17 protein-coding genes are annotated in these 17456 nt (G+C 74.7%); 7 read left to right on the top strand and 10 right to left on the bottom strand.

The features are described 5' to 3' along the window. Positions 1-27: 27 nt before the first annotated feature. The 3 genes from AB0I11_RS01700 to mqnE are packed head-to-tail and all read right to left on the bottom strand — an operon-like array spanning position 28 to position 1945. Positions 28-309 carry a DUF4229 domain-containing protein gene (locus AB0I11_RS01700; protein WP_357308968.1) on the bottom strand — a complete coding sequence of 94 codons (282 nt, stop codon included), beginning with the start codon at positions 307-309 and terminating at the stop codon, positions 28-30. Between the two features lie 27 nt (positions 310-336). Then, positions 337-765, bottom strand: coding sequence for a hypothetical protein (locus tag AB0I11_RS01695; protein WP_357308965.1), 429 nt, complete (start codon positions 763-765; stop codon positions 337-339). 10 nt (positions 766-775) lie between these two features. Beyond that, complete coding sequence (gene mqnE, locus AB0I11_RS01690) at positions 776-1945, bottom strand: aminofutalosine synthase MqnE (RefSeq protein WP_357308962.1); 1170 nt, start codon at positions 1943-1945, stop codon at positions 776-778. 243 nt (positions 1946-2188) lie between these two features. Between mqnE and AB0I11_RS01685 the strand changes: the two genes are divergently transcribed. The 4 genes from AB0I11_RS01685 to AB0I11_RS01670 all read left to right on the top strand — a co-directional run bounded on the left by AB0I11_RS01685 (position 2189) and on the right by AB0I11_RS01670 (position 8895). Continuing rightward, complete coding sequence (locus tag AB0I11_RS01685; protein WP_357308959.1) at positions 2189-3730, top strand: C40 family peptidase; 1542 nt, start codon at positions 2189-2191, stop codon at positions 3728-3730. A 111-nt stretch (positions 3731-3841) separates the two neighbouring features. Then, positions 3842-5803, top strand: a complete 1962-nt coding sequence (locus AB0I11_RS01680; RefSeq protein ID WP_357308955.1) for a hypothetical protein — start codon at positions 3842-3844, stop codon at positions 5801-5803. Positions 5804-5996: 193 nt separating this feature from the next. Beyond that, positions 5997-8102: a DEAD/DEAH box helicase gene (locus AB0I11_RS01675; RefSeq protein ID WP_357308952.1), complete on the top strand. Its 2106-nt coding sequence runs from the start codon at positions 5997-5999 to the stop codon at positions 8100-8102. A gap of 172 nt (positions 8103-8274) precedes the next feature. Continuing rightward, complete coding sequence (locus AB0I11_RS01670) at positions 8275-8895, top strand: putative glycolipid-binding domain-containing protein (protein WP_357310155.1); 621 nt, start codon at positions 8275-8277, stop codon at positions 8893-8895. 1 nt (position 8896) lies between these two features. On the opposite strand, the gene AB0I11_RS01665 is transcribed toward AB0I11_RS01670, so the two are convergent. From AB0I11_RS01665 to AB0I11_RS01655, 3 genes are read right to left on the bottom strand one after another with little or no spacing between them, the layout of a single operon-like run. Continuing rightward, a complete protein-coding gene (locus AB0I11_RS01665) occupies positions 8897-9988 on the bottom strand; it encodes a PLP-dependent cysteine synthase family protein (protein WP_357308949.1) in 1092 nt (363 codons plus the stop codon). 22 nt (positions 9989-10010) lie between these two features. Then, a complete protein-coding gene (locus AB0I11_RS01660) occupies positions 10011-10844 on the bottom strand; it encodes an SDR family oxidoreductase (RefSeq protein WP_357308946.1) in 834 nt (277 codons plus the stop codon). A 59-nt stretch (positions 10845-10903) separates the two neighbouring features. Next, entirely contained in the window at positions 10904-11362 is a 459-nt protein-coding gene (locus tag AB0I11_RS01655; protein WP_357308943.1) for an Lrp/AsnC family transcriptional regulator, read from the bottom strand. A 268-nt stretch (positions 11363-11630) separates the two neighbouring features. Here AB0I11_RS01655 and AB0I11_RS01650 point away from each other — a divergent pair, with 268 nt between their 5' ends. After that, positions 11631-11897, top strand: coding sequence for a BldC family transcriptional regulator (locus tag AB0I11_RS01650; protein WP_357308940.1), 267 nt, complete (start codon positions 11631-11633; stop codon positions 11895-11897). 79 nt (positions 11898-11976) lie between these two features. Here the strand turns inward: AB0I11_RS01650 and AB0I11_RS01645 are convergent, their stop codons facing one another. Beyond that, positions 11977-12621, bottom strand: coding sequence for a UbiX family flavin prenyltransferase (locus tag AB0I11_RS01645; protein WP_357308937.1), 645 nt, complete (start codon positions 12619-12621; stop codon positions 11977-11979). Between the two features lie 164 nt (positions 12622-12785). Here AB0I11_RS01645 and AB0I11_RS01640 point away from each other — a divergent pair, with 164 nt between their 5' ends. Further along, positions 12786-13751, top strand: coding sequence for a terpene synthase (locus AB0I11_RS01640; protein ID WP_357308934.1), 966 nt, complete (start codon positions 12786-12788; stop codon positions 13749-13751). Between the two features lie 77 nt (positions 13752-13828). Here AB0I11_RS01640 and mqnP read toward each other — a convergent pair whose 3' ends face one another. The 3 genes from mqnP to AB0I11_RS01625 form a co-directional block, all read right to left on the bottom strand. Continuing rightward, positions 13829-14740 carry a menaquinone biosynthesis prenyltransferase MqnP gene (gene mqnP, locus AB0I11_RS01635; protein ID WP_357308931.1) on the bottom strand — a complete coding sequence of 304 codons (912 nt, stop codon included), beginning with the start codon at positions 14738-14740 and terminating at the stop codon, positions 13829-13831. Beyond that, positions 14740-16200 (bottom strand): menaquinone biosynthesis decarboxylase, encoded by a 1461-nt coding sequence (locus tag AB0I11_RS01630; RefSeq protein ID WP_357308928.1) that lies wholly within the window; start codon positions 16198-16200, stop codon positions 14740-14742. The genes mqnP and AB0I11_RS01630 overlap by 1 nt, the downstream gene beginning before the upstream one ends. A gap of 98 nt (positions 16201-16298) precedes the next feature. Then, on the bottom strand, positions 16299-16859 hold the full coding sequence (locus tag AB0I11_RS01625; RefSeq protein ID WP_357308925.1) for a carboxymuconolactone decarboxylase family protein: 561 nt from the start codon (positions 16857-16859) through the stop codon (positions 16299-16301). A 64-nt stretch (positions 16860-16923) separates the two neighbouring features. Between AB0I11_RS01625 and AB0I11_RS01620 the strand changes: the two genes are divergently transcribed. Next, positions 16924-17394: a MarR family transcriptional regulator gene (locus AB0I11_RS01620; RefSeq protein ID WP_357308922.1), complete on the top strand. Its 471-nt coding sequence runs from the start codon at positions 16924-16926 to the stop codon at positions 17392-17394. Positions 17395-17456 lie beyond the last annotated feature (62 nt).

Raw genomic sequence — 17456 nt, 5'->3', positions numbered from 1 at the left:
CGAGGGGGTGGCGCCGGGCCCGCCGGGTCAGCCCCGGCGGTCCTCCGGCCCGTCGTCGGCCGGCCGGTCGTCGCCGGCCAGCGCCGAACGCAGCCGATCCTTCTCGGCCCGCCGCCGCTCCGACGCCTCCGCCATCTCCCCGGCCATCTCGTCCCGCCAGCCGCGCAGCAGGAAGAACGAGAGCGCGGCCGAGAAGACCAGCGCCAGCATCAGCCGCAGAAACATGTTCATCTCGACGAGCCACAGGGCCGCCAGCACGCCGACGAACAGCCCGATCCGGCCCAGCGTGTACTTGACCGCCGCGCTCACGTGCGTACTCCGTTCTCCGTTGCCGGCTCAGCCCGTACGCCGAGCCAGCCAGTGGACCCCAGGAAACCAGACCACCGCGTAGACCACGGTGAACGCCGCCGCGGCGAGCGCGCCGGACAGCAGCGGGGGCAGGTCGGCGGCCAGCCCGGCCGCGAGCAGCCCCGCGAGGACGCCCAGCACGACACCGGCCAGCGCGGCGAGCACCCGGGCGGCGCCGAAATCCCAGGCCCGGAAGTCGTCCCAGAAGAGCCAGACCGGCAGGATCACCGCCAGCCAGCCGTTGGTCCGCCCGAACCCGCCGGCCCCCATGGTGGCGAACGCCCACTCGAAGAGCACCAGCGCCAGCACCCCGATCACCAGACCGGCGAGGCTCACCCCGAGCAGGTCACCGAGGGTGGCGATGCGCCCCTCGGCGTCCCGCCGGGGAAAGCCGCGCGGCTGCTCGTCGGTGCTCATCGGAACCCGGTCAGGCCCAGACCTGCTGCGGCTCGGCGCGGCGCTCGGCCAGCGACGGGGCCGCGTCGTACTCGCGGACGATCTCGTAGCGGGTGTTCCGCTCGACGGGGCGGAAGCCGGCGTCCCAGATCAGGTGCAGCAGGTCGTCCCGGTGCATGGTGTTCGGCGTGCCGTACGAGTCGGCATCGTGCGTGATCTTGTATTCCACGACCGAACCGTCCAGGTCGTCCACGCCGAAGTTCAGCGAGAGCTGAGCCACCGAGAGGCCGTGCATCACCCAGAAGCACTTCACGTGCGGGACGTTGTCGAAGAGCAGCCGGGAGACCGCGAAGGTCTTCAGCGACTCGGCCGGCGAGGCCATCGTGGTCTGGGCCTGGATCCGGTTACGGATCTTGCCGTCCGCGGAGTCGACGAAGTCGTGCTGGTAGCGCAGCGGGATGAAGACCTGGAACCCGCCCGTCTCGTCCTGCAGCTCGCGCAGCCGCAGCACGTGGTCGACCCGGTGCCGGGGCTCCTCGATGTGGCCGTAGAGCATGGTCGACGGCGTCTTCATGCCCTTGGCGTGGGCCAGCCGGTGGATCCGCGACCAGTCCTCCCAGTGGCAGGCGTGGTCGACGATGTGCTGCCGGATCTCCCAGTCGAAGATCTCCGCGCCGCCGCCGGTGAGCGACTCCAGACCGGCGTCCATCAGCTCGTCGAGGATCTCGTCCGCGCCGAGGCCGCTGATCTTCTCGAACCACTGCACCTCGGTGGCGGTGAACGCCTTCAGGTTGACCTTCGGCAGCGCCGCCTTCAGCTCGCGCAGCACCTTCGGGTAGTAGCGCCAGGGCAGCGTCGGGTGCAGGCCGTTGACGATGTGCAGCTCGGTGAGCTGCTCGTCCTCCATCTCCTTGGCCTTGCGGACCGCCTCGTCGATACGCATCGTGTAGGCGTCCTTCTCGCCCGGCTTGCGCTGGAACGAGCAGTACGCGCACGAGGCGGAGCAGACGTTCGTCAGGTTGAGGTGCCGGTTGACGTTGAACATCACCCGCTCACCGTTCAGCTCGGTGCGCTTGTGATGGGCCAGCCGCCCGAGCCAGGCCAGGTCGTCGCTCTCGTAGAGGGCGACCCCGTCCTCGCGGGTCAGCCGCTCCCCGGCGTAGACCTTCGCTTCAAGCTCGCGCTTGAGTCCGGCGTCCATCGAAAGCCACGTCCCTTCCACCTGCGGTCCCGGTCGAGCCTACGTCGGCGCTCCGACGAACCGGCGGCCCGGTCGACCCCGACGACCTACTTCACCGGACTCTCAGCCGCTCGTTACCCTCCGCGCATCGACAACCCTCGCCCCGTGAGGTAAGACAGGGTGGGGCGGAACACACACCGAGAACGTCCCGGTCCACTCGCGCACACCAGAGCGCGGGAGGCACCAGACCGGACGGGGAGCGGAATGGGCGACAGCAAGCGGGTCCGACGACAGCGACGCGGGGGCCCGGTGATCTCGCCGGTGCTCCGGCCGAAGCTCTGGGCCGCCCTGCTCGGCATGGTGGCGGCCGCCGCCATGGCCACGCCGGCCTGGGCCGACCCCACGCCGGACAAGATCCCCTCCACCGGCGCCCGGCCACCGGTCGCCGGCCTGCGGCTCCCCGGTTCGGTCCCCGCGCTCCCCGGCGTCCCGCCCGGCCTGCCCGGCGCGCCCGGCACCACACCGGTGGGCGCCAACCCGGGTGACGGCCCGCTGATCGCCCAGATCAACCAGGCCGACGCGCTGGTCGCCCAACTCGGCGACACCCTGCTCAGACTCAAGGCCGAGCGCGACGAGGCGCAGGCCCAGGTCGCCACCGCCACCACCAGCCTGCGGCAGGCCCAGGACGCCCTCGCCCAGGCGCAGGAGAAGGCGAAGAACGCCGCGGCCGACGCGGTCAAGGCCGCCGCCGCGGTCCCGCCCGGCGAATTCGCCGCGGACCTGCGCGACCTCACCGTCCTCCAGCAGATCAGCCGGGGCGACAAGGCGGACGGGGCGACCACTGCGGTCGCCGGCGAGGTGGCCCGGGCCACCGCCACCGCGAACATCGCCCAGCAGGCGTACGACGCGGCCCAGCAGCGCGCCACCGACAAGGCCGCCGAGTACGTCCGGGTCGAGGCGGACCTGCACCGGCAGGAAGCCGCGCTGGTCAAGCTGCGCACCGACAACGCGGCGCTGCTGCTCGACCTCGAGCGCCGCCGGGACGCCGCCGAGCAGCAGATCGGCGGCTCGTACGTCGCCAACCAGAGCATCAGCGGGCTGGCCGCCGACCCGAAGGCGCTGGCCGCGGTCCGCTACGCCCTCGCCCAACTCGGCGACCCCTACCTCTGGGCGGCCGAGGGGCCGGACCGGTTCGACTGCTCCGGCCTGGTGCTCGCCTCCTACCAGGCGGCCGGCTACCGGGGCCTGCCCCGGGTCTCCCGCGACCAGTACTACGCCACCCGGTCCCGGACCGTGAGCCCGAACGCGCTCCTCCCCGGTGACCTGCTCTTCTTCGCCTCGGGCAGCAGCTGGACGAGCATCCACCACGTCGCCATGTACATCGGCAACGGCAAGATGGTCGAGGCGCCGCGCACCGGGGACGTCGTCAAGATCTCCGTGGTCCGCTGGAGCAGCCTCTACGCGGCCACCCGGGTGATCGGCGCGGTGCCCGCCCCGGCCACCCGCCCGCCGGCGCCGACCACGCCGAAGCCGACCCAGACCACCACGCCCAAGCCGACCCCGACCAGCACGCCGAAGCCCACCGGCACGCCGAAGCCCACCGGGACGCCCTCCACGACGCCGACGCCGCCCACCCGGCCGACGACCAGGCCGCCGGTCCCGCGTCCGGACCCGACCACCTCCTCGCCGACGCCGGAGCCGTCCGAGACGCCGACCGACGAGACGAGCACCGAGCCGACCGGGTCGGCGAGCACCGCCGCCCCGTCGACCAGCGCGGCGGAGAGCAGCTCGGCCAGCGCGAGCTGACCCAACCGTCCACTCCGACTGTGCTGCCGGGCCGGAATGTGGCACGGTGAGTTCCAGGCACTCCCGGCCGGCGCCACGGTCCGGGGCGAGGGCGGGCGTGAAGGGGCGAGCATGGGCGAGCGCGAGGTTCCGGCGGAGACGGTCCACCCCGGATCCGAGCCTGCCCCCGCCGACCGGCCGGCGGCATCCGGCGGTGACGGCCGCGCCACGCAGGCCAGGCCCGTGGTGGCCCGGGCCCGGGTGAGCGTCGCCGGTGCCGTCCTGGCCCCGCCCGACGAGGAGCGGCCGGTGCCGAGACAGGCCAGCGCCGGCACGTACCGGGCGGGCACCGTCGGGCCGTCCGGCAGCCAGCCCGACGCGCAACCTGCCGCGCCGGACGCCCAGGCGACGACCCCGGCCGGGCCGGACGCCCCGCCCGACGCCAGCACTCCTGCCGACCCCGCCGCCGAGACCGGCACACCGAGCGCGGCGGCGAACCCCGCCCAGGATCGGGCCACACCGAGCAGCGAGCCGGCCGAAGCCGTCGCCGAGACCGGCACGGCGAGCGCGGCGGCGGACCGCGCCCAGGATCACGGGACGCCGAGCAGCGACCCGGCAAACACCGCCGCCAAGCCCGACGAGCCGAGCGACCCGGCGGACACCGCCGCCAAGCCCGACGAGCCGAGTGACCCGGCGGATCCCGCCCGGGATCGGGCCACGTCGAGCAGCGACCCGGCGGAGGTCGCCGCCACGTCCGGCGCGGCGCGCGAGACCGCGGGCCGCGCCCAGGGTCGCGCCACGCCGAGGACGGCTCCGGCCGAGGCCGCCGGGACGCCCGACCCGCCGGCGCAGCCGGCGGACGCCCCGGCCGAGGCCGGCGAGGTCAGGGAGCGGTCGGCGGCCCCGGCGGAACCGCCCGCCCCGCTGGACCGGCGCCGGCCCGGCGCCACCGTGCCACCCTCGACCTGGTCCGCCTTCGCCGCCGCCGAGCGGTCGCCCGCACAGGGCGGCTCGACCGGCACCGGCACCCCGCCACCGGCCGCGGCGGCGGACGCCGCCACCCCGTCGGCGGCCGACCCGGCCGGCAAATCCCGCGCCTCGCGGGTCACCGGATCCGCCCGGATGCCGTCGCCCGCGCTGCCCCACCCGCGCCCCGAGGCGGGGCAGGCGCGGGCCAGCGCCGCCGTGCCCGGCCTGAACCGGGTCTCCCCGGACGAGATCGCCGCCGCCGGGGTGGCCCCGTCCGCCGCCACCGTCTACCGCGCCGGCCCGGTGAACCCGGAACCGCCCGAGCCGGCCCAGCCACCGGAGCCGGTCCAGCCGCCCGAGCCGCCGGGCCCGGAGCCCGAGCCGGTGCCCACCCCGGTGCCCGGTCCGGCTCCCGCGCCGGGTCCGACCCCGCCGTCGCCCACCGAGCCGGAGCCACCGCTGCGCCCGGCGCCGCCGCCCGCGCCCGCGCCGGTCCCGCCCACCCCCGCGCCGCCGCCCGCACCGACCCCGCCGGGACCGGTGCCGCCGATCCCCGGGCCGCCGGTGCCACCACCGGCCCCGCCGATGCCCCCGCCCCCGGCACCGCCCGGCCCGATGCCGGCCCCGCCGTTCCCCCCTCCGCCCGCCATGGCCAGTCCGGCGGGCGGGCCGGTTTCCGCGCCGCCCGTCGCGCCGGCCCCCGCGCCGCCCGTCGCGCCGGCCCCCGCGCTGCCCGTCGTGCCGGCCCCCGCGCTGCCGACCTGGCCGCCGGCGACCAACCCCAGCGCGCCCGGCGCCGCGGCTGGCCGGGCCTATTCGGCCGGCCGACCCGCGGACCGAACGGCGCAGCGGGCCGCGCCGGACCTGGCCGGCACCCGGTACGGCGGGACGGAGGGGCCCGGCTTCACCACGGTCTCCTTCCCGCAGGGCAACCCGGTGGAGAATTCCGGCTCGCTGACCGGCCACATCCTGGCCCAGGGCTGGGCCGAGGACGGCCCGGCGACCCGGTCCAGCAACACCCGGGTGGTGATCGTGCTGGCCGTGGCCCTGTGCCTGCTGATCGCGATCAGCCTGCTGGTGGTCTTCCTGGCGAACGACGCGCTGCGCGGGTTGACCGGCGGGTAGGCGACAACCGGGGTGAGCCCGCCCACTACGGGTTCGCGGCGCGCTGCCGCGCTTGCCGAGCCGCCGTACACTTGTCGGGATCACTGACCCGGCGCGTCGTTCGCGCGCCCATGGGCGATCTTGCGGGCGAATCGGCGGCGTACGGAGCCGCGGCGGGCCATCGCGAAGATGCGCCCCGCTCGAAAGGCATTTCTTGACCACCTACGCTGCCCCTGGCACGTCCCCGTCCACCGACCAGACCCCCACGCCGGCGCTCCCGGCCACCGACCCGGTCGACTTCGCCGCGCTGGGCCTGCCCCGGCAGCTCGTCGACGCGCTGGCCCGGCAGGGCATCACCACCCCGTTCGAGATCCAGCAGGCCACCCTGCCGGACGCCCTCGCCGGCCGCGACGTGCTCGGCCGGGGTCAGACCGGCTCGGGCAAGACGCTGGCCTTCGGCCTGCCGGTGATCGCCCGGCTCGCCGAGCGCAACCGGGCCCGGCCGCTGCACCCCCGGGCGCTCGTCCTGGTCCCCACCCGCGAGCTGGCCATGCAGGTCAACGACGCGCTGGTGCCGCTCGGCAAGGCCGTCGGCATCTTCCTCAAGACCGCCGTCGGCGGCGTCCCGTACGACCGGCAGATCGACGCGCTCCGGCGGGGTGTGGAGATCGTGGTGGCCACCCCGGGGCGGCTCGGCGACCTGATCGAGCGCGGCGTCTGCCGCCTCGACGACGTCGAGGTCACCGTGCTGGACGAGGCCGACCAGATGGCCGACATGGGCTTCCTGCCGGAGGTCACCGAGCTGCTGGCGAAGACGCCCGCGGACGCCCAGCGGCTGCTCTTCTCGGCCACCCTGGACAACGACGTCGACTCGCTGGTCAAGCGGTTCATGACCGACCCGGTCACGCACTCCACCGCGCCGGCGACCGCCGCCGTGTCCACCATGGACCACCACCTGCTGCTGATCCCGCCGCACGACAAGTTCGCGGTGGCCGCGTCCATCGCGGCCCGGGACGGCCGCACCATGCTCTTCGCCCGTACGCAGCTCGGCGTCGACCGGCTGGTCGAGCAGCTCGCCGCGGTGGGCGTACGCGCCGGCGGCCTGCACGGCGGGAAGACCCAGCGGATGCGGACCCGGACCCTGGCCGAGTTCCGCGAGGGCCGGACGAACGTGCTGGTCGCCACCGACGTGGCGGCCCGGGGCATCCACGTCGACGGGGTGACGCTGGTGCTGCACATCGACCCGCCGAAGGACCCGAAGGACTACCTGCACCGGGCGGGCCGGACCGCCCGGGCCGGCGAGTCCGGCGCGGTGGCCACCCTGGTGCTGCCGAAGCAGCGCCGGACCACCCTGTCGATGCTGGAGAAGGCGGGCGTCGCGCCGGCCGAGACCCGGGTCCGCGCCGGTGACCCGGCGCTGACCGAGCTGACCGGTGCCCGGGAGCCCAGCGGCGTCCCGGTCCGCAACGAGCCGGAGCCGCGCCGCGACCGCCCGTCCGGTGCCCGCCGCTTCGGCGACCGGGACGGGCGCGGCGAGCGGCGCTTCGAGGGGCGGGGTCCGGCCGACCGGGACCGGCGCTACGGCGACCGGGACGGGGCGCGCCGCGAGCGCGCCGACGGCCCGGGCGAGCGCCGCTACGCCGACCGCGCCTCGGGCGACCGGGAGCGGGGCAAGTTCGACCGGGACCGGGGCGAGCGCCGCTACGCCGACCGGGGCCCCGTCGACCGCGACCGGCGTCCCGGCGACCGCACCTCCTTCGACCGCGACCGCAGTTCCTTCGACCGCGGCCGGGGCCCCGTCGACCGGGACCGCAGCGCCGTCGGCCGGGACCGCAGTTCCTTCGACCGCGACCGGGGCGAGCGCCGCTACCCCGACCGGGGCACGTTCGACCGGGACCGCGACGAGCGCCGCTTCGGTGACCGGCCGACCGGCGACCGCCGCTTCGGTGACCGGCCGACCGGCGAGCGCCGCTTCGGTGACCGCCCCACCGGCGACCGCCGCTTCGGTGACCGGCCGGCCGGCGGGCGCGGCTTCGCCGAGCGGCGGCACGACGACCGCGCGCCGGGCGAGCGGCGCCACGAGGACCGCGCGCCGGGCGAGCGGCGCCACGAGGACCGCGCGCCGGGCGAGCGGCGCCACGACGACCGGGGACCGGGCGAGCGGCGCTACGGCGACCGGGACGCCCGGGGTGACCGGCGCTTCGGTGACCGGGGCGGGGACGTCCGATCGGCGGACCGGCGGGACGGCTTCCGGGCGGAGGGTTCCGGCCGGGACGACCGGCGCGGCTTCGGCGGGCGATCCCCGGCCCGCACCCACTGAGCACTGACCAACGGACGGACGCCGCCGTCGGGCCCCGGCCCGGCGGCGGCGTTCGCGCATCCCGTGCCGGTGCCCGCCGGTCGGCGTAACGTCCGGCCCCGGCCCGACGGCGGCGTTCGCGCATCCCGTGCCGGTGCCCGCTGGTTGGCGTAACGTCCGAATCATGCCGACCATGCCGAAGTCGCTCTTCTGGGCCCGGACCGACACCGCCGGTGCGGAACACGTCGTCCTCGACGATCGTCAGGGGCTCAGCGCGCAGGGCGTGCAGGTGGCCGTCGACCCGATCCCCTACACCTGCCGCTACCGGCTGACCGTGGGCGCGGACTGGTCGACCAACCGGCTCGAGGTGGAGACCGAGGGGGCCGGCTGGTCGCGGAGCGTACGCCTGGAGCGTGGCGCGGACGGTTGGCGGGTGCGGACCGCTGAGGAGGGCGACCTGGACGCCGCCCTCGGCGCCGCCGGGCACCCGGCGGCCGGCCTGCCCGGCACGGACGACCCGGACCGGCTGGCCGTGGCGCTCGACGTCGACCTCGGCGGCTCACCGCTGACGAACACGCTCCCGGTCCGGCGGCTCGGGCTGGGCCGGGCCCCGGCGGACCTGGCCCGGTCGGTGACCGTGGCGTGGGTGCTGGTGCCGAGCCTGCTGGTGGTCCCCGCCGAGCAGGTCTACACGTCGCTCGGGCCCGCCCGGGTCCGGTACGCCGGTGACGGCTTCACCGCCGACCTGGACCTGGACCCGGCCGGCTTCGTGGTGCGTTATCCGGGGCTGGCCGAGCGGATCGACCCGCGCTGACTCAGGCCGGCCAGGCGCCGGTGGTCAGGAACCGGTCGATGGTGGCGAGGTGCGGGGCGAGGTCGAGGCCCTGCCGGGAGACCCACTCGTCGTCGTAGTAGGTGTGTGCGTAGCGGTCCCCGGGGTCGCAGATCAGGGTGACCACCGAGCCGGCCCGGCCGGCGGCGAGCATCCCGGCGATCAGCCCGAACGCCCCCCACAGGTTGGTGCCGGTGGAGCCGCCGACCCGGCGGCCCAGCACGGCGGAACCGGCGCGCATGGCGGCCAGCGACGCGGCGTCCGGGACCTGGACCATCCGGTCGACCACGGAGGGCAGGAAGGACGCTTCGACGCAGGGCCGACCGATGCCCTCGATCCGGGAGCCCCGCTCGGTGCGTACCGACCAGTCGGCGGCCTGCCAGGCCGGGTAGAAGGCGGAGTTCTCCGGGTCGACCACGCAGAGCTTGGTGGGCAGCCGGCGGTAGCGGGTGTAGCGGCCGATGGTGGCGCTGGTGCCGCCGGTGCCGGCGCCCACCACGATCCACGCCGGCACGGGGTGCCGTTCCAGCGCGAGCTGCGCGTAGATCGACTCGGCGATGTTGTTGTTTCCCCGCCAGTCGGTGGCCCGTTCGGCGTAGGTGAACTGGTCCATGTAGTGCCCGCCGGTGTCCTCGGCGAGCCAGCGCGCCTCGATCACCACCTTGGCCGGGTCCTCGACGAGGTGGCAGCGTCCGCCCTGGAACTCGATCTGGGCGATCTTCTCCGGCGAGGTGGAGGCCGGCATCACCGCGATGAACGGCAGCCCGAGCATCCGGGCGAAGTACGCCTCGGAGACCGCGGTGGAGCCCGAGGAGGCCTCGACGACGGTGGTCTCCGGGCCGATCCAGCCGTTGCAGAGCCCGTAGAGGAAGAGCGAGCGGGCCAGCCGGTGCTTGAGGGAGCCGGTCGGGTGCACCGACTCGTCCTTGAGATAGAGGTCGATACCCCACTCCCGGGGCAGCGGGAAGGGCAGCAGGTGGGTGTCGGCCGAGCGGTTCGCGTCGGCCTCCACGGCCGCGATCGCCTCGGTCACCCAGGTCCGGCTGGCCTCGTCGCACCGGTCGAGATGAGTCACGTCGGCAACCTAACAAGCGAGGTCAGCTCGCCTCCGGGCGGACCCGGCGGGCCTGCCTGCGCTGGCCCGCCCGGCCGGCCGCCCGGACCACCGGGGTCAGCGCCAGGGCGAGCCGGGGGAACGTGTCGAGGAGGCGGACCTGGGCGCCGCGCCAGCGCGGCAGGCTCACCACCGGGCGCGGCCGGCGGGCCAGCCGCACGGCCCGCGCGGCGACCCGCTCGGGCGTGAGCAGCGTCCCGGTGAAGGAGGCCAGCGCCCCCGGGTCGTCGAGCTTGTCGTGCAGCATCGGCGTCCAGATCCCGTCCGGGCACAGGCACGACACGTGTACGTCCCGGAGGCCGGCCATCCGCAGGTCGTTGAGGGTGCCGAGGCTGAACGCGAGCAGGGCGTGCTTGCTGGCCGCGTAGACGGTCTCGCCGGGGGCGGCGATCAGCCCGGCCAGCGACACGACGTTGAGCACGTGCCCGTGGCGCTGCTCGCGCAGCACGGCGAGCGCCGCGAGGGTGCCGGTCATCGCGCCGAGCGCGTTCACCTCGACCAGCCGGCGCCGGGTCGCCGCGTCGTGCGTCCAGGACGGGCCGGTGGCCAGGATGCCGGCGTTGTTCACCCAGAGCCCGAGTCCGCCGGGCGTCCGGCCGGCCGCCTCGGCCGCCACGTCGGCGCAGGCCGCCTCGTCGCGTACGTCGAGAGCGCGGGACCAGCCGCCGAGCGGCGCGGCGGCGGCTTCGACCCCGGCGGCGTCCACGTCGGTCAGCAGCACCGGCCAGCCGTCGGCGTGCAGGGCGGCGGCGATCGCCCGGCCCAGGCCGCCGGCCGCCCCGGTCACCACGGCCGCGCCCCGCCCTCGCGTCGTCATCGGCGCACGGTAACGCCCCCGGACCGGCCGGGACCAGAGCCGCCGCCGGGCGGGCGCGGTCAGGAGGTGGCCGGTTCGAGCGGCTGGGGGCGGTTCTCCCACTTCGTCGACAGCGCGATGCCGGTGCGGGTCGAGGCGACCCCGGCGGTCCGGTTCAGCCGGACGATCAGCTGCTCCAGCTCGGCGATGGTGCCCACCCGGGCCTTCAGCAGGAAGGACTCCACCCCGGCCATGAAGTAACAGGACTCGATCTCCGGCATCTGCCGGAACGCCTCCAGCACGTCGTCGGTGTCGGCGGTCGAGTCCTCCACGATGCCGATCAGCGCGGTCACCGCCAGCCCGATCGCCTCCGGCTCGACCTCGGCCCGGTAGGCCCGGATCACGCCGCTGGACTCCAGCTTGCCGACCCGCTCGTGCACGGCCGGGGCGGAGAGCCCCACCTGGCGGGCCAGCTCGGCGTACGACAGGCGGGCGTTGCCGCGCAGCAGCTCCACGAGACTCAGGTCGATCGCATCCACGGAGAGTGACCTTATCCGTTCGGCCGTAACGTGAGACGGTCGGTACCGGTTGAACATGACGTCACGTTGCCATTCACAAACGGTCCGTCATGGGGGTTCTACGCCGGTACCATTTACTAACTTCTCAGTCCGTGCGTTTTTCGCGTTTGGCGGACACGCCAGGTCGCTGGTGCTGTAATTGCCATACGTCCCTCATGACGGCTCTGGGCTCGCACCGGCCGGGGGCAGTGTGTTCAGCCGGGGGCTTCGTCGACGCGAGGAGGGGGCTGTGGACACTGGAGATCGCCTGCTGACACCGGGTGAGGTCGCCGCGCTGTTTCGGGTTGACCCGAAGACCGTGACCAGATGGGCAGCGGCCGGCCGGATAGGCAGCATCCGGACTCCAGGCGGGCATCGCCGGTTTCGGGAATCCGAGGTGCGAGCCCTGCTTGAGGGGGAGGGCATGCTGGACGAGGCGGAGGACATGGGCAAGTCGCGCAACATGGGCCCGACCGCTTCGACCGGGTCCGGTCCGGCGAACGCCGGCATGTACTGACGCGACGCCGACCGGGGCGCGGGGCCGACCGGAGGGCGGCCCCGCGCCCCGGTCGGCCACCATCGGGACGGCCCGGCCGTCAGCTCTGCTCGGCATCCCGCCGGCCCGCCGCCAGCTCACCCGACCAGCGCCGGAACAGGGTGTGCGGTACGCCGAGCGCATCGAGCACCTTGCCGGCCACGAAGTCGACCAACTGCTGGGCGGAGGCCGCCGCCCCGGCGCCGTAGAAGCCCGGGCTGGCCGGCAGCACGACGGCGCCGGCGTCGTGCAGGGCGATGAGGTGCTCCAGGTGACTGCGGGTGACCGGGGTCTCCCGGGGCACGATCACCACCGGCCGCCGCTCCTTGAGGTTCACCTCGGCGGCGCGCTGCAACAGGTCCTTGGAGAGCCCGATCGCGATGCCGGCGCAGGCGGCCGTGCTGGCCGGGACGACGGCCATTCCGCGTACCCGGTAGGAGCCGCTGCTGGGGCCGGCGGCCAGGTCGCCGGCCGGCCAGTGCCGCAGGTCGGCGTCGGTGAGGTCGCGGTCCAGCCAGGCTGCCAGGTCCTCGATCCAGCGCCCGTCCCGGAACGGGCGGCCGGTCTCGTCGAGGATGGTCAGCCGGGCCGCCCGGGAGACGACGAGATCCACCGCCGCGCCGGCGTCGAGCAGGCCCCGGATGACGGCGGCCGCGTACGGCGTGCCGGAGGCCCCGGAGACGCCCACCACCCATGGTTCGCGCATGCCGTCCAGCCTGCCTGGTCCGGCTGCGGGCCGGGTGGCCACCCCCGGAACGGCCGGATCGTCCGGCGCGCCGTGCGACACGTGTCGATTGTCCGGCGGGGCGGCGGCCGGCCCGGCGACCTGCCATGCTTCCGTCGACTTACTGCGTACGGAAGGGATCGGTGATGGCGGAGGCGGTGCTCCGGTCGCTGCGGGCGGACTGCCCGATCGCGCCCCGGCTCTCCCCGTACGCCGACCCGGTGCAGGACTGGCTGCTCGATCAGCTCGACCGGCTCGGGCTGCCGCTGGACGCGGCGGCCCGGCGGCGGCTGTCCCGGGCCGGCTTCGCCCGGTACGCCGGCCGGCTCTACCCGGACGCCGACGAGCCCGACCTGCGGGTGCTGACCGCCCTGTTCACCTGGTTCTTCCTGGTCGACGACGCCTTCGACGGGCCGGGCCGGCCGGATCCGGCGGGCATCCGGGCGTTGCGGGACGGCACGCTGGCCCTGCTCCGGGAGGGGCCGCGGACCCGCCATCCCGGTTTCTCCGGCCCGCTGCGCCGGTTGCTGGTGCAGGCCTGGCGGGAGCCCCGGCAGCGGATGCCGGCCCGCTGGCGGCTGCGCTTCGCCGACGCGGTCGCCGACCACCTGGACGGCGTGTGGCGGGAGGCGGTCGCCCGCGCCGCTGGCCGCCCACCGGGGGTGGCCGAGTACGTGGAGCTGCGCCGGACCACCTCGGCGGCGTACGTCTCGTTCCCGCTGATCGAGTTCGCCACTCGGCGTCCGCTGCCCGACCCGGTCTACTTCCATCCGGCGCTGCGCCGGCTCGCCGGCCTCGCCAACGACCTGCTCTCCTGGTTCAACGACATCGCCTCGCTGGACCATGACCGGGCCACGGCCGGGGGCCACAACCTGGTGCTGGCGGTGGCCGCCGAGCGGGGTGTGCCGGTGGACACCGCGGTGGAGCTGGTCGCGGCGCGGTGGCGGGCGGAGATGGCCCGGTTCGCCGCGCTGCGCGCGGCCGTGCCGTCGTTCGGGCCGGCGCTGGACGAGTCGGTCACCGCCCACCTCGACGGGCTGGCCAACGCGGTGCGCGGCACCGTCGACTGGACCCTGGAGAGCGCCCGCTACCCGGCCACCGCCACGCCCTGACCCGGCCCGGCCGCGGCCGTGGCGCCCGCCGGCCGGCCGATTCCCGGCTCAGGGGCGCCGGCCGGCTGATTTCCGGCTCAGCCGCGCAGGCCGAGGCGGATCACCAGGTCGAGCAGGGCGAAGACGAAGAGCGCGATGCCGACGAAGCCGTTGGCGGTGAAGAACGCCCGGTTGACCTTGCTGAGGTCGGTGGGGCTGACCACCAGGTGCTGGTAGCCGAAGGCGACGGCGGTGAGCGCCAGTCCGATCCACCAGAGCCAGCCGAAGCCGACCAGCGCGCCGAACCAGATGAACAGCGCGAACGTCACCACGTGCGCGACGGTCGAGGCGTGCAGCGCGAACCGGCGGCCGTAGCGGGCCGGGACGCTGTGCACCCCGATCTCCTGGTCGATCTCGGAGTCCTGGCAGGCGTAGATCAGGTCGAAGCCGCCGATCCACAGGCCCACGGCCGCGCCGAGCAGCCAGGCCGGCCCGGAGCCGGCGAGCGTGCCGGTCACCGCCAGCCAGGCGCCGACCGGGCCGACCGCCTGGGCGATCGCCAGGATGGCGTGCGGCCAGTTGGTGAACCGCTTGCCGTACGGGTAGACGACCAGCGGCACCACGGCGAGCGGGGCGAGCGCCAGGCAGAGCGGGTTGAGCAGGGCGGCGGTGACGAGGAACACCACCAGCGCCAGCACCGCGCCGGTCCACGCCGTCCGCACGCTCACCGCCCCGGTGACCAGTTCCCGGTTGGCGGTACGCGGGTTCCGCGCGTCGATCCGCCGGTCGAGGATCCGGTTGGCGGCCATCGCGAACGTCCGCGCCCCGACCATCGCCACGGTGATCAGCAGCAGGTCGAGCCAGCGGACCCGCCCGCCGTTGACCTGCATGGCGGTCAGCGCCGACAGGTACGCGAACGGCAGCGCGAAGACCGAGTGCTCGATCGTGACCAGCTTGAGGAAGGACCTGACCCGGTTCGGGCGTTCGACGGGCTCCAGCACGGTGGTCATCAGATCCCGTACTCCTTCCAGCGCTTGTCGACCAGGGACGCCACCTCGGGCGCCATGGTCATCTCTTCCGGCCAGCCCCGGGTGTAGCCCTCGGTCGGCAGCTTGCGGGTCGCGTCGATGCCCGCCTTGCCGCCCCAGAACTGCTGGTACGACGAGTGGTCCAGATGGTCGACCGGGCCTTCGGTGATCAGCAGATCGCGGGCGTAGTCGACGTTGCCGAAGGCGCGGAAGGCGACCTCGTTGTAGTCGTGCACGTCGCAGTCCTCGTCGACGATCACGATCAGCTTGGTCAGCGACATCAGGTGCGCGCCCCAGATCGCGTTCATCACCTTCTGGGCGTGCTTCGGGTAGCGCTTGCGGATGGAGACGATGGCGCAGTTGTGGAAGACGCCGGCGGCCGGCAGGTCGTAGTCGACGATGTCCGGGATCATCATCTTCAGCAGCGGCAGGAAGATCCGCTCGGTGGCCTTGCCGAGGCCGTGGTCCTCCTGCGGCGGCTTCGACGTGATGATCGAGTGGTAGACCGGGTCGCGCTGCATGGTCATCGTCTCGACGTGCAGCACCGGGAACGGCTCGACCGGGGTGTAGAAGCCGGTGTGGTCGCCGAACGGCCCCTCGGGCAGCCGCTCGCCGGGCTCCAGGTAGCCCTCCAGCACGATCTGGGCGTGCGCGGGGACCTGCAACGGCACGGTCAGGCAGTCGACCATCTCCACCCGCTCGCCACGGAGGAAGCCGGCGAACAGGTACTCGTCGATGTCGCCGGGGAGCGGCGCGGTGGCCGCGTACGAGACGACCGGGTCGCAGCCGATGGCGATGGCGACCGGCAGCCGCTGGCCGAGCCGCTCGGCGACCGCGTGGTGGGCGGTGGAGTCCTTGTGGATCTGCCAGTGCATGCCGAGCGTGTTGCGGCTGTGCTGCTGGAGCCGGTAGAGGCCGAGGTTGCGCTTGCCGGTCTCCGGGTGCTTGGTGTGGGTCAGCCCGAAGTTGTGGAAGATCCCGCCGTCGCCGGGCCAGACCTGGAGGCCGGGCAGCCGGTTCAGGTCGACGTCGTCGCCGGAGTAGACCACCTGCTGGCAGGGCGCGGTCTTCACCTTGCGCGGCGGCAGCGAGGTGAGCTGCATGACCTTGCCGAGGCCCTCGCGGATGCCGGACCAGCCGACCGGCAGCTCCGGCTTGATCATCCCGCCGATCCGCTCGCCGATCTCGTCGAGCGTCTCGACGCCGAGCGCCATGGCCATCCGCTTCTCGGTGCCGAACAGGTTGATCGCCACCGGCATCTCGCCCCGGGTGGGCCGCTCGAAGAGCAGCGCCGGGCCGCCGGCGCGGACGGTCCGGGTGACCACCTCGCTGATCTCCAGCGTCGGGTCCACCGGGACGCTCACCCGCCGCAGTTCGCCCGCGCGTTCCAGGGCCGCGAGGAAGTCCTTGAGATCGGGGTACGGGAAGCCACGAGCCGCCATACCCACCAGTCTCCCGCACCGCCCCGGGCCCCACCCCAGCCGGGTCACCAGCCTCACGCCGTCATACCTGGCCCCGTCCGGGCCGGGCGCGCGCCCGGTCAGCGGCCGGGCGCCCAGGCGTATGCGGCCAGCGGCGGGTCGACCGGGGCGCCGGTGAGCCGGTTGGCGAAGGTGGAGATGGTGTACGCGCCGACGCCGAGCACCACGTCCAGGGCGTGCCGGGGCTGCCAGCCGGCGACGAGGAAGGCGTCGAGCTGGTCGTCGGGGACGGCGCCCCGGTGGTCGAGCACGGCGACGGTGAACCTGCGCAGCGCCTCCAGGCGGGGGTCGGGCAGCACCGTGCCGGCGCGCAGCGCCGCGATCAGCTCGGGTGCCGCGCCGTCCCGGGTGAGCGCCGCGCTGTGCAGGGCCACGCAGAGGTGGCACTCGTGGCGGGTGGCGACGGTCAGCACGACCACCTCGCGGGCGGTCGGGTCGAGGTCGGTGGCGTCGAAGACGGCGACCGCGCCGAGGAACCCCTTGAGCAGCTCGGGCGACTCGGCCATCAGGCCGACGGCGGTGGGCAGGTGCCCCTGCTTGCGCTCGACGGCGGTCATGACCGGCCGGGCGGCGGCGGGGGCGCTGCCGGTGGTGTGCGCGGTGAAGACAGGTCGGGACATGACGGGTACCCCTCAGATAAGATGGACAACGTGGTTGACCAGATAGTAAACGAGGTTGTCGAACATGGCAACGCCTGACCGCCCCGGCTTCGTGCTGCCCCTGCTGCTGCTCGCCGGCTTCCGGACGCTCATCGACGACCTGCACGCCGACCTGGCCCGGCAGGGGCACCCCGAGCTGCGCCCGGCCCACGGCTTCGTGCTCCAGGCCGTCGGCGCGGGCGGCACCACCGCCTCCGACCTCGGCCAGCGCCTCGGCGTCTCCAAGCAGGCGGCCGGCAAGACCGTGGACCGCCTGGTCGCGCTCGGCTACCTGGAACGCGCCGACGACCCCGCCGACGCCCGCCGCAAGCTGGTCCGGATGACCGCGAAGGGGTACGACGGGCTGCGCCGCTCCGCGGTCGTCTTCGACGAGCTGCGCGACCGCTGGGCAGCCACCCTGGGCGCCGAGCGGGTCGCCGCCATCGAGGACGACCTGCGCCGGATGGTCCCCGCCGACGTCTTCCGCCTCGACGTCCCCGGCTGGTTCGGCGCCTGACCACTCATGTTCCGCGGCGGTTCGGCCACCGTCCGAGCGGTTCGACCGCAGTGCGTAGACCC

Source organism: Micromonospora sp. NPDC050495, from assembly GCF_040655175.1.
Taxonomy (GTDB): Bacteria; Actinomycetota; Actinomycetes; order Mycobacteriales; family Micromonosporaceae; genus Micromonospora.
Note: the sequence above shows the minus strand (reverse complement) of the source record. Positions and strands in the feature narration are given on the sequence as shown.

What these genes read in the sequence shown, in the direction of transcription:
- AB0I11_RS01620 (WP_357308922.1), top strand. Translation starts at nt 16,924, where the DNA reads ATGGCAACGCCTGACCGCCCCGGCTTCGTGCTGCCCCTGCTGCTGCTC.
- mqnP (WP_357308931.1), bottom strand. Translation starts at nt 14,740, where the DNA reads ATGACCACCGTGCTGGAGCCCGTCGAACGCCCGAACCGGGTCAGGTCC.
- AB0I11_RS01685 (WP_357308959.1), top strand. Translation starts at nt 2,189, where the DNA reads ATGGGCGACAGCAAGCGGGTCCGACGACAGCGACGCGGGGGCCCGGTG.
- AB0I11_RS01645 (WP_357308937.1), bottom strand. Translation starts at nt 12,621, where the DNA reads ATGCGCGAACCATGGGTGGTGGGCGTCTCCGGGGCCTCCGGCACGCCG.
- AB0I11_RS01680 (WP_357308955.1), top strand. Translation starts at nt 3,842, where the DNA reads ATGGGCGAGCGCGAGGTTCCGGCGGAGACGGTCCACCCCGGATCCGAG.
- AB0I11_RS01660 (WP_357308946.1), bottom strand. Translation starts at nt 10,844, where the DNA reads ATGACGACGCGAGGGCGGGGCGCGGCCGTGGTGACCGGGGCGGCCGGC.
- AB0I11_RS01670 (WP_357310155.1), top strand. Translation starts at nt 8,275, where the DNA reads ATGCCGAAGTCGCTCTTCTGGGCCCGGACCGACACCGCCGGTGCGGAA.
- mqnE (WP_357308962.1), bottom strand. Translation starts at nt 1,945, where the DNA reads ATGGACGCCGGACTCAAGCGCGAGCTTGAAGCGAAGGTCTACGCCGGG.
- AB0I11_RS01640 (WP_357308934.1), top strand. Translation starts at nt 12,786, where the DNA reads ATGGCGGAGGCGGTGCTCCGGTCGCTGCGGGCGGACTGCCCGATCGCG.
- AB0I11_RS01625 (WP_357308925.1), bottom strand. Translation starts at nt 16,859, where the DNA reads ATGTCCCGACCTGTCTTCACCGCGCACACCACCGGCAGCGCCCCCGCC.
- AB0I11_RS01630 (WP_357308928.1), bottom strand. Translation starts at nt 16,200, where the DNA reads ATGGCGGCTCGTGGCTTCCCGTACCCCGATCTCAAGGACTTCCTCGCG.
- AB0I11_RS01695 (WP_357308965.1), bottom strand. Translation starts at nt 765, where the DNA reads ATGAGCACCGACGAGCAGCCGCGCGGCTTTCCCCGGCGGGACGCCGAG.